The following is a 10,426-nucleotide window of genomic DNA, read 5'->3' on the forward strand; positions in this document are numbered from 1 at the left end:
CACGGCGGCCGTTCCCCCCTGCGCATGCACCAGTCAACAACCTGACGGGCCAACACATTCCAAGGCCATCAAGGCCATTCTGTTAGGAGTTCTTATACGGGGATAGCGGAGCGCGGTCGAGTTGGCCGCTCGTAGTGTCTCCGTAGGGCGTCAGATCGGATGGCTCGTGAAGCTTCTGCCGCCTCCCGGGGCTGGCTCTCAAGGGGTGTGCCACCGGCCCGGCGTCCGCCCACGGTCTGACTCAACAGAGGCGTGTACCTGCTCAAGGTGGTTGCGAAAGTCGCAGTGTCGACCGTGGACGTCCTCGCTGTCACGCACCTGTTGGGGGAGCACTCTGCCGTGGTTCTACTCGGAGTCGATCCACACAAGTCCACCCACACCGCCGTTGCCGTGACCACCGACGATCAGCAGCAGCTGTCCTCAGTGACAGTCCGGTCGAGCCTGCCGGAGTACCGGCGCCTGCTGCGCTGGGCTCGGCAGTGGGCGCAGCGTTCCTGGGCGGTGGAGAACGCCGGCGGACTGGGCCGGCACCTGGTCCAGTGACTCATCGCCCGCGGCGAGCACGTCATCGATGTCCCGGCTACAGCAACCAGCCGAGTCCGCGAACTGTCCCGTGGAGGCGGCCGGAAGAACGACCTGATCGGTGCTGCCGCCGCCGCGACCGTGGCCCACCTGCACGGCGGCGGCCGGGAAGTCAGGGCCGAAGACCACTGAGCCCTTCTCGGTAACGTGTCGTGACGGTTCGTGACCTTCGTCAGCTGGTGCGGCCGTGCTCCATCTGGAGCAGAACGAGGGCGGCGCGGGTGATCTGGGTGATCGCCTTAGGGTCGAGGCTGACCCTGCGCAGAGCCTTGAAGGTCACCTTGAGCAGGGCGTTGGCGCGTTCGGCCACACCGTGGACGCCGCGCATGACGGAGTTGAAGGCCTTCGCGTCGTCGGTAAGTTCGCCGCCCTTGGGTTTTTTGACCGGGTGGCGGAGGCCGGCCCCGGCGTCCTGGTAGCCGAGGTCGGTCAGGGTGGGGATGTCCAGGGTGTCGGCGAGCCGAGTCAGGGCGGCGATCAGGCCGTGGGTACAGGCGCAGGTGGTGTCGTGCTCGCGGCCGGGCCGGACCGGCGAGACCCAGAGCGGCCAGCCGTCGGGTGCGGAAATGACCTGGACGTTGCCGCCGTGGTGCTTGTGCTTGCCCGACCACCACAGGTCGGCCTTGTTCGGGCCGGGGGCGGCGACGCGATCGGTACGGATGACGGTGCCGTCGAGGTTGAGGTGTGTAAAGCCGGCCGCGGCCGCGCGCTCCAGTGCGGTGGACAGGTCCGGGGCGTGGTCGGCGAGCACGGTCAGCCCTTCGTGGAGGTAGCGGTAGGCCGTAGGGACGGAGATCCGGTTGTCGCGGGCAAGTTGAGTCAGCCGGGTACCGTCCAGGAACCAGCGCAGGATCAACACGCTCTGTTTGAACGGCCCCAGGGCGCGGGTGCCCTTGCGGGTCCCGAGACGCTCACGGTGTTCGAGCAGCAGCTTCGCGAGGGCCTCAGCAGTGGCCCGGCTGACATCGAGCACGCCGGTGTAGGTGACACTGGTCAACGCGTGAAGCCTCTCGGTACCCGGAACCTGTTCTTCGCAGACCTGCTCCTACCAGGGGCTTCTCGCGTATCTGATGCCTGGTCAAGCCCGTCTGATGTCCCTAGTCAGGAAGATCTCGGATCTGTCGGACGGGCGGCATACTCTGAGCCCTGTCCGCACTATCTGGGAGAGTCATGACAAGTAGGTTCACCGAGTTGACCGTTGACTGCCACGATCCGGAGATGCTCGCGGCCTTTTGGTGCGAGGTCCTGGACTTCAAAGTGATCGACCGGAGCGAGGGCAAGGTCGAGATCGGCTCCTGGGTGCCGACCATCGAGGATGTTCGGGCCCGCCAGATGCCGCCCACCCTGCAGTTCATCCTGGTGCCCGAGGGCAAGACCGTGAAGAACCGGCTTCACCTCGACGTCAGCCCGATCGACGGCAGCACCGAGGACGAGGTGACCAGATTGCTCGGCCTCGGCGCCACCACGACGGATGTAGGCCAGGGCTCAGACCGAAACTGGGTGGTCATGGCAGACCCCGAGGGCAACGAGTTCGACGTCCTGCGCACCCTGGCACCGCAGAACTAGGCCGCGAGCGGGCACCCGCCCCGTCACACACCGCAACCATCGCGTTGCCGGGAAGACCTCAGTGCTCACCTGGGTTCCCCGCGCATCCACCCGGATGAGAGCTCATCTGAGAACGGGAGAGGGCGCCGCGCATGGCACGGCACCCTCTTAGTTCGTGCGGGTCAGAGTTGCCCGCTTGCGTGATAGGAGTAGTTCCTCCTGCTTCTTAGTTGCTGTCGTGGCAGTGGAGTTGGGCGTCGATCTGTGCGGCGGTTCTGGAACCGTCGCGGGTCCAGTACTGCCCCGGTTTCAACTTCGCTGCGGATACCGTGTGGAGCGTGAAGACACCGTCCAGTCCTTCACCCGAGGGGTCCAAATACCCCACCACGAGATCGCGGGGTATGGAGGACGGGGCGGATTGTGGGGCATGGCGCTCAAATCCGTCGCCGGACCAGAGCTTGACGACGCCGCTCTTGGCTGATCGCGTCGTGGGGTTCGAGCCCCACCACAGCACGTGCGGGTTCGCGCTCTTGTCGTCGTGGAAGTCCGTGACCTCCACGCGATGGATCACGTCGGTGGGGCAGACGGGAAACTTGACGACGATCGTCTTGCCTTCGACGCGAGCGCCGAGCGCCGGGGGAACAGGATCGGACATGCTGTAGATGCCGTACACCCAGGTACCGACGGCCACGAGGACGGCCAGGCCGAGCGCCGACCCCGCCAGCACGAATGGCCATATGGGTCGTTTCCTGGGCTGGCTCAACGACATGGATAGTTCCCGTCCTTGTATCCAGCGCGGCGCTCCCACTTGTTGTGACATGGGTTTATTCCCGCTCTGAGATACATGTAGCCGAAGTGCCATCCGTACCGCATCCACTGCCGCTTGTGTTTGCGTTCGTGGCGCATCCTGGCCGGAGTGACGAAGTTGTTGTTCGAGGTGAAGTAGGTGGTGCCGAGCGTGGTTCCGCCGCGGGCGTGGAGACCGCGGCCTCCGGTGCAGACCCGCATACCGTAGCGGTAGCGGCATCGGTAGCCGAGGTATCGGTGCCCGATGTACGCCATGCCGAGTCCGACGATGCGTGCCTGCTGCCGGTTTTGCCACCTGCGGTAGCCGCCGTAGGCGCGACTTCCGTAGTGCCAGGCGAGCTTCGCACCGGCGCTGAGGTGGAAGCCCCAGAACCTGCCGTCGAGGTCGTAGCGGTTGATGGGGTCGCCGCCGCAGCACTCGTAGGCGTTGGCCGAGCCGCCGGGCACGGGGTCGATGGACAGGAAGCGTCCGGTGGCCGGGTCGTAGAGGCGCACGCCCATGAGGGTGGCGCCGGTGACCGTTTCGCCGGAGCGCTGCTTTCCGCCGAGCCAGCCGTAGCGGGTGGCGGTGGTGTCGCCCTGCGGGTTGCCGTACTCGTCGTAGGCGAGTGCGGTCAGGGCCTGGCGGGTGTCCAGGGGGAGCTCCACAGTGCATCGCCGTGAATGTCGGTGAGCTGCAGGACGGTGTTGCCCGTGGCGGTGGTAACGGCGCCGAGGTCCCCGCCGATGTCCTGGACATTGCGGCTGATCGTCGAGCTGGTCTCCTGAATCCAGTCGGGGCTGTCGCCGTCTGAGCCGTAGTGGTCGGTCTTGGACCCGGTCTGGGTCCACGTGCCGCTGCTGTTGGTTTCGGTGGTCCAGGAGGCGAGGCGGCCGGCCGCGTCCAGGGTCCAGGTCTGCCGGCTGGCGCCGGAGGTCTGCTGGCGGACGAGGTCGTTGGCGTAGTAGCCGATGGTCGCGCCGGACGCCTGGGTAGTGGTGCGCCCGAGAGCGTCGTAGACCGTGCCGGTGGTCTCCAGTCGGTCGGCGCTGTCGTACGAGTACGAGTACGACGTCGTCGTCGCGCCCGTGCTGGTGCAGGCCGCGCCGACGTCGCTGGTCGAGGTGGCCAGGGCCACCGCGGTGACCGCCACCCAACTCCGCGAGGTGATCACCCGGCTGGTGCACGCCGGGCGGTGGCGGCCGGGCGACGCAGACATCCTCGTCGTCATGGACACCGGCTACGACGTCACCCGCCTCGCCTACGTCCTGGCCGACCTGCCCGTCGAACTGGTCGCACGGCTGCGCTCGGACCGGGTCATGCTCCGGGATGCCGGACCGCGTCGCTCCACCCCGCGCGGCGGGCAGCCCCGCAAGCACGGTGGCGTCCTCACCTTCTCGAAGCCGGAGTCCTGGCACACCCCTGACCAGGCCACAACGTGCGACACCACCCGCTACGGCACGGCCGAAGCCCTCGCCTGGGACCGGATGCACCCACGATTGCAGGCCCGTGGCCCCTGGCTCGACCAATGCGGCGAACTCCCTTTGATCCACGGCCCGTTGATCCGGATGAAGGTCGAGCACCTGCCCGGCGACCGCGACCCCAAGCCGGTGTGGCTGTGGTCCTCGCGCACCGGAATGACCGGCGCAGACGTCGACCTGCGCTGGCAGGCGTTCCTCCGCCGATTCGATCTTGAACACACCTTCAGAACGATGAAGCAGACCCCCGGCTGGACCCGTCCGAAACTCCGCACACCCCAGGCCGCGCACCGATGGACCTGGCTGGTCGTCCCCGCCCACACCCAACTCCGCCTCACCCGACCCCTGGTCGCCGACCTCCGACGTCCCTGGGAAAGCCCCGGCGAACCCGGCCGGCTCACCCCCGCCCGAGTCCGCCGGGGGTTCAGGAACCTCCGCCCGAACGTGCCGAGGCTGTCGCACGGCTCCTGCCCAGTGAAGGTCAAGAGCGATTCGTTGTTCGGTTCCGAGGATCAAGGAGGCGTCGGAATCTTGGTTGGTGGGGCGGAACTTCTTGTTGTGCGACCGTGAACGTGATCTAGAGATGCCGCGGGATGTGCGGGAGTGGCTGCCGCCCGAGCACCTGTGCTGGAAGGTGCTCGACATCGTCGAGCTGCTTGACCTATCGGCGTTCGAGAACAGCTACCGTGACGACGAGCCCAAAATCGGGCAGCACATGCGACCGCCAATGCGGAGACATTCTTCGCTCTCCGATGACGCGCCCCGCGCATCAGGCAGCCCGGCACCCCATGAGTCTCGGCGTGGGGCCTTGAGCGACACGCCGTTCCGGGGCCATTCGGGTATGACGCTCACTCTGTCGCTGGTCTGCGGTGGCTGTGGCGTGTCCGTGGCCGGACGCTGACCCTGGGCGCGGCACCTTATGTGACACCCGGTCACCTCACCGCCCCGCAGATCTCACCAGGAGAAGCGTCATGCGCAACATCAACCGTCTGGGCCTGAGCGTGGCCACAGGCTTGGCCGCCGGCCTCTGCTGCGCCTCCCTTGCCTCGGCCGCCGCACCCGCCACCGGCCCCCAGCCGGCCGGAGGCAAGGAAGAGGTCCTTCACCTGACGACGGTGGTCACGCAGGCCAACTCCATCGATTTCCCTCCTCCTGGCCCCAGCCAGGGAGACGAACTCATCGCTGTGGGAGACGTCCTGCGCAACAGCACCACGGTGGGCACGTTTGACGAGGTCTGCACAACGACCCGTACCGGCACCGCGGATTCGAGCACCGTGCAGTGCGTGGTCACCCTCACGCTTCCCAAGGGGAAGATCACCGTGCAGGGAGTCTTCCCCATCACCAGCAGCGGCCCCGGCGACATCACCCTGGCCATCACCGGAGGCACGGGCGACTACCGCACCGCACAAGGCTACGTCCACGCCGTGAACACGAGCTCCACCGAGAGTGAGGTCACCCTCCACCTCATTCGCTGACCCACCAGCGCCGATCCCGTGTCGAACTGAAATGGTCGAGCCCGCCAGAAGCCGCACGGACGGGGGTGAGCCCCCGCTCGGCTCCGCACCACCACGGCAGCCGCCCATGAGTGCTGTCCAGCGAGCAGTGCAACCGGGTTGGTCTCTTGGGCCCGATGCGGCTGCTGGTGAGACAGCTGTCAAAGGCGATATCGACGACCTGCAAAGCCCACTTCCACCGACTGCACCAGCGTGTGCGGCTGATCCCGCTCCCGTCGAGGGACATGACCACGAGGCAGCGGACTTCGCTCACCGGACGCGAAACCCGGCACTGACCGGGCGTAGACATGAAAGAACCCTGGGGGGCACTCCCCAGGGTCCCCACCAGCTCTCCCCTCACCGCAGAATGCGTTCGCAGGTCATGGGGGCGCTTGATAGCGATAAGAACACCAGCATCCTCCTTCTCGAACCAGCAGGGCAGTCGACACGACGGGCCACTCCGACGAACACCTCCGCACGAGCGGATCACGCGGCAGCCCTGGCCAGGCACCAAGTTCCCACCTGTTGTCAAACGATCGAATGACGACAGGTGCGGCGGGTGTCCAAATGAACCCGGTTCCGGAGCTCGACGGCGTCGCCGATCCAATCGGATCCGATGGCGGATGATGACAGGGTTTGCTGACAGTGACGGCTAGGGCCGAATCCGACCAGCACAAGGGGAAGCGGCGTGGCCAACCTGGTCTACAAGCGGGTGTCGACCGACCAGCAGTCGACCGACCGTCAGAACCTCGTCCTGGACGAGGCCGGGATCGAGGACCCTGTCGTCTTCGAGGAACAGGCCGGCACCTCCAGCCGCCTCCACCCGCTGGAGCGCCCGAAGTTCGGTGAACTGCTCACGTACGCGCGGCAGGGCGACACCGTGCACACCTCCGAGATGTTCCGCCTCGTGCGCGGCATTGGGCACATTCTCGACGTGCTCGACGTCCTGCACCGTGACCGCCTCGCCATGCGCATCTACGACGGCGCGTTCTCCGCGATAGACCTCACCGCCCGCCATCCGCGCACCGGTGAACTGCTGTCCACGGTGAAGTTCATGGTGCAGACCCTCGCCGCTGCCGGCGAACTCCAGCGCGACCTCCAGCGCGAGCTGACCTACGACGGGCTGCGGGCCACCGAGGCCAAGGGCAACAAGGGCGGGCGCCGCCCCGCCGTCCCTGCCGACAAGACCGACGCCGTGCGCACCGCGTACCTGGAGAGCCGCTCCATCGCCGCCCTGGCCCGCGACCACGGCGTCAGCCGCGGCGCCATCCGCACCGCCGTCGCCGTCGCCGACCTCCTGCCCGAGTACACGGCCGCCGACCCGGGCGCCCCGGCTCCAAAGCTGCCGGTCGTTCTCGACATGCCGGGCAAGGTCGCCGACCTCCTCCGCGCGGCCGAACTGGAGCCCGCCGAGCGCGCCGCGCTCGACCAGCGCGTGACTGTACGACGCGGCCAGGGCTACACCCTGCGCGTCAGCGCCATCCCGGCGGTACACCGCCAACTCCTCGACCGCTGCCGGCCGCTCGACAACGCCGCAGCGATCCCGGCACAGCGCAAGGCCCACCGCGAGTACGCGAACCGCGTCAGCAACCTCAGCCAGTAAGCAAGATCATCTCGTGGCCCCTTTTGGGCTTACCTCGGCGATCCCCCCGATCCCCGTGGGTTCACGGAAACCGAGGGTTCTTCAGGGCGAACCCACGGGTGCACCGGTGTGCGTCAGGCCGATGTATCCGAGGGTTCGGGTGAAACGCGAGGATGCTGAGCGATCCGAGGGGTTCGGCGGTAACGTCGCCCGGACGCTCTGGGGTTATGACGGCCGCCCGCCGAACTGACGACACGGAGGAACTGCTGGCGTTCTACGACTTCCCCGCCGAACACTGGATCCACCTGCGGACCACGAATCCGATCGAGTCGACGTTCTCCACGGTCAAGCTCCGCACCAAGGTCACCCGCGGCGCCGGCAGCCCGGCCGCGGCCCTTACGATGGTGTTCAAGCTCGTCGAGTCAGCCCAGGCCCGCTGGCGCGCGATCACCGGCGCCCACCTCGTTCCCCTGGTCCGCGCGGGTGCCCGGTTCGAAAACGGCGTCCTGGTCGAGCGAGAGGGAGCAACCGCGTGAGTGAGATCCCGAGCCCCGGCAGCTGTCGTAACAGCGTCGAACTGCAGATTGTCCGAGTCATCGTCGTGTCCCTCGAACAGGCCACTGTCAATGTGCGCTGCCTGCGGGGACCGGTCCGCCGCGGTGCCCGCTTCAACCGCCTCAGCGATTCGGCACAAGCACTCGACCTGACACTGACGCAGGCCGTCGTCTACGGGCATCGAGTGGCACAACTGGACACTGGCCTCACCGCCTTCGTGACGCTCCGGGGAGAAGGCGTCCAGCACCTCATGTCGGGCAGCCCGGCCTCCGGATGGCAGGTCGTCCAAGGCGCCAACCCGTTGCCTTAACCCAGCGATCCACAAGGATTGACTATTGCTCCACCGTCCGACGAGGGACTCGGACGCTCCCTGGGCGGCCTCACCTGCAAGATCCGCCTCGCTGGAGAAGGCGGACGCCGCCCGTTGGCCCTGCTGATCACTCCGGGTCAGTGGGGCGACGCCCCGCAGCTCATCCCCGTGATGGAACACATCCGAGTTGCCCGACTCGATGGCGGACATCCGCGCACCCGGCCGGACCATCTCGGCGGCGACAAGGCGTATTCCTCCCGCCGCAACCGTCGCTACCTGCGCCGACGTCAGATCAAGCACACCATCCCTGAGCCGAAGAACCAGCGGACCAATCGCCAGAGCCGTGGCAGCAAGGCCGGCCGGCCCACCGGCTTCGACAAGACGATCTACAAGAGAAGGAACGAGGTGGGGCGGATGATCAACGCCCTCAAGAACTCCCGGGCCGTCGCCACCAGATACGACAAGCGGGCTTACGTCTTCCACGGCACCGTCACCGTCGCCTCGATGCGCCTCTGGCTCCGTTGCTGAACTGCGCGCCCGGATCAAGGCGCTTCAAGACCCCAGTTCGGTCCGCAAGCGATCGGGCCAATTCTCGTGAGCCAACTCGGCAGCGACCAGCAGGTCGCGCCAGTCCGTCAGAGCGAGTCGTATGGCCTCACGTAACCGACTGATGCTCCCCTGGGCGATCAGCACAATCGCAGCTTGCACGCGTTCGCTTGCGAAGTGCTCTACGTCATAGTCCGCGGTTTCCGGGAGTTCGTTCAGCATCCGCATGACCTCTGGCGCGGAGCCGGGTTCGGGGAACTCGCGTCGGATACGTCGTTCAAGTCGTGCGCTGATCGCCACTGCACCAGCCCTCTCGATCAGTGAGGATTCGCCCTCCGTCCACACCATCGTGACCGAACGAAGTACTCAAGGTTCGATGATCCGCCGGGCAGGCCCTAGGTGTATTGATCACGAGCGTTGTTGACACTCGCCGGTGCTTGATCATGGCGAAGACCTCCGGTGTGGTGGAGCTGTCTAGGAACGCACCGCACGGAGGTCTTCGTGTCTCACCGTAATGCCCGGCTGACCGTTCATGGCAGGCGGCTGCTCGTCGAACGTGTCTGCGGTGGCCGCCCGGTTGCCCATGTCGCGGCCGAGATGGGCATCTCCCGCGCCACCGCCCACAAATGGGTCAGGCGCTGGCGGGCCGAGGGCGAGGCGGGTCTTGCCGACCGCTCCAGCCGGCCCCGCATCACACCGCACCGCACCCCGGCGGCCGTGGAGGCCCGGGTCTGCAGGCTGCGCCAGGACCGCAAACTCGGCCCTGCCCGCCTCGGCCCCATCCTGGGCCTGCCCGCCTCGACCGTGCACCGCGTCCTGACCCGCCACGGCCTGAACCGGCTCGCCTTCCTGGACCGGCCCACCGGCCAGGTCATCCGCCGCTACGAACGCGACCGCCCCGGCGAACTCCTCCACGTCGATGTCAAGAAACTCGGCCGGATCCCCGACGGCGGCGGCCACAAGGTGCTGGGCCGGCAGGCCGGCCGCGCCACCCGCAGCAGCATGGGCTTCGACTAGTCCACTCCGCCGTCGACGACCACTCCCGCCTCGCCTACAGCGAGATCCACGGCGACGAGAAGGCCACCACCTGCGCCGCTTTCCTGCGCCGGGCCGCAGCCTTCTTCACCGCCTGCGGCATCGACCACATCGAACGCGTCCTGACCGACAACGCCTGGCCCTACCGCAAGAGCTTCGCCTGGCAGCAGGCCCTGGCCGACCTCGGCGCGGCCGGCAAGCTCACCCGCGCCTACCGGCCCCAGACCAACGGCAAAGTCGAACGCTTCAACCGCACCCTGCTCGACGAATGGGCCTACCTACGGCCCTACACCAGCAACACCGAACGCACCCAGGCCCTGGCAGACTTCCTGCACACCTACAACCACCACCGCTGCCACACCGCACTCGCAGGCCAGCCACCGATCAGCCGTGTGAACAACGCTGCGGGTCAATACACCTAGGGCGTGTCCGACGGGTCGGGTGACGCTGCCGCTGGGAACTCGTTCCGTGGGGCATGGGGCGGGGAGATCTGTCGGATGATGAGTGGGCTCG

Annotated in this window: 10 protein-coding genes and 4 pseudogenes; 9 read left to right on the plus strand and 5 right to left on the minus strand. The window is 67.1% G+C overall.

The annotated features are described in order from the left end of the window. Positions 1-339 precede the first annotated feature (339 nt). Positions 340-543 carry a hypothetical protein gene (locus ACZ7M3_RS52160; protein ID WP_472073792.1) on the plus strand — a complete coding sequence of 68 codons (204 nt, stop codon included), beginning with the start codon at positions 340-342 and terminating at the stop codon, positions 541-543. A 211-nt stretch (positions 544-754) separates the two neighbouring features. Here the strand turns inward: ACZ7M3_RS52160 and ACZ7M3_RS52165 are convergent, their stop codons facing one another. Then, entirely contained in the window at positions 755-1,579 is an 825-nt protein-coding gene (locus tag ACZ7M3_RS52165; protein ID WP_472073794.1) for an HARBI1 family protein, read from the minus strand. A 173-nt stretch (positions 1,580-1,752) separates the two neighbouring features. On the opposite strand from ACZ7M3_RS52165, the gene ACZ7M3_RS52170 reads away from it, so the two are divergent. Next, positions 1,753-2,148 carry a VOC family protein gene (locus ACZ7M3_RS52170; protein WP_472073796.1) on the plus strand — a complete coding sequence of 132 codons (396 nt, stop codon included), beginning with the start codon at positions 1,753-1,755 and terminating at the stop codon, positions 2,146-2,148. 205 nt (positions 2,149-2,353) lie between these two features. Here ACZ7M3_RS52170 and ACZ7M3_RS52175 read toward each other — a convergent pair whose 3' ends face one another. Genes ACZ7M3_RS52175 through ACZ7M3_RS52185 form a run of 3 tightly spaced genes read right to left on the minus strand, consistent with a single transcriptional unit; the run spans position 2,354 to position 4,067 of the window. Continuing rightward, positions 2,354-2,854, minus strand: a complete 501-nt coding sequence (locus ACZ7M3_RS52175) for a hypothetical protein (protein WP_472073798.1) — start codon at positions 2,852-2,854, stop codon at positions 2,354-2,356. A 32-nt stretch (positions 2,855-2,886) separates the two neighbouring features. Further along, entirely contained in the window at positions 2,887-3,582 is a 696-nt protein-coding gene (locus ACZ7M3_RS52180; RefSeq protein ID WP_472073800.1) for an RHS repeat-associated core domain-containing protein, read from the minus strand. Further along, a complete protein-coding gene (locus tag ACZ7M3_RS52185) occupies positions 3,549-4,067 on the minus strand; it encodes a hypothetical protein (RefSeq protein ID WP_472073802.1) in 519 nt (172 codons plus the stop codon). Before ACZ7M3_RS52185 ends, ACZ7M3_RS52180 begins: the two co-directional genes overlap by 34 nt. On the opposite strand from ACZ7M3_RS52185, the pseudogene ACZ7M3_RS52190 reads away from it, so the two are divergent. The 6 genes and pseudogenes from ACZ7M3_RS52190 to ACZ7M3_RS52215 form a co-directional block, all read left to right on the plus strand. Beyond that, positions 4,048-4,875 (plus strand): annotated as a pseudogene (locus ACZ7M3_RS52190) (transposase); the annotation flags it as partial. The gene ACZ7M3_RS52185 and the pseudogene ACZ7M3_RS52190 overlap by 20 nt on opposite strands. A gap of 488 nt (positions 4,876-5,363) precedes the next feature. Then, complete coding sequence (locus tag ACZ7M3_RS52195; RefSeq protein ID WP_472073804.1) at positions 5,364-5,867, plus strand: dirigent protein; 504 nt, start codon at positions 5,364-5,366, stop codon at positions 5,865-5,867. 706 nt (positions 5,868-6,573) lie between these two features. Continuing rightward, the gene (locus ACZ7M3_RS52200; RefSeq protein ID WP_472073806.1) at positions 6,574-7,488 is read left to right on the plus strand and encodes a recombinase family protein; all 915 of its coding nucleotides are present in this window, start codon (positions 6,574-6,576) and stop codon (positions 7,486-7,488) included. A 224-nt stretch (positions 7,489-7,712) separates the two neighbouring features. Beyond that, positions 7,713-8,003, plus strand: a pseudogene (locus tag ACZ7M3_RS52205) (transposase); the annotation flags it as partial. Then, on the plus strand, positions 8,000-8,332 hold the full coding sequence (locus ACZ7M3_RS52210) for a hypothetical protein (RefSeq protein ID WP_472073808.1): 333 nt from the start codon (positions 8,000-8,002) through the stop codon (positions 8,330-8,332). The pseudogene ACZ7M3_RS52205 and the gene ACZ7M3_RS52210, both read left to right, overlap by 4 nt. A 39-nt stretch (positions 8,333-8,371) precedes the next feature. Further along, a pseudogene (locus ACZ7M3_RS52215) lies at positions 8,372-8,860 on the plus strand (IS5 family transposase); the annotation flags it as partial. A gap of 24 nt (positions 8,861-8,884) precedes the next feature. Here ACZ7M3_RS52215 and ACZ7M3_RS52220 read toward each other — a convergent pair. After that, positions 8,885-9,100: a hypothetical protein gene (locus ACZ7M3_RS52220; protein WP_472073810.1), complete on the minus strand. Its 216-nt coding sequence runs from the start codon at positions 9,098-9,100 to the stop codon at positions 8,885-8,887. Positions 9,101-9,379: 279 nt separating this feature from the next. Here ACZ7M3_RS52220 and ACZ7M3_RS52225 point away from each other — a divergent pair. Then, a pseudogene (locus ACZ7M3_RS52225) lies at positions 9,380-10,335 on the plus strand (IS481 family transposase). Positions 10,336-10,426 lie beyond the last annotated feature (91 nt).

The organism is Streptomyces sp. NPDC111656 (assembly GCF_055656965.1).

Coding starts and splice junctions, on each gene's coding strand:
- ACZ7M3_RS52170 (WP_472073796.1), top strand. CDS start 1,753: ATGACAAGTAGGTTCACCGAGTTGACCGTTGACTGCCACGATCCGGAG.
- ACZ7M3_RS52220 (WP_472073810.1), bottom strand. CDS start 9,100: ATGCTGAACGAACTCCCGGAAACCGCGGACTATGACGTAGAGCACTTC.
- ACZ7M3_RS52195 (WP_472073804.1), top strand. CDS start 5,364: ATGCGCAACATCAACCGTCTGGGCCTGAGCGTGGCCACAGGCTTGGCC.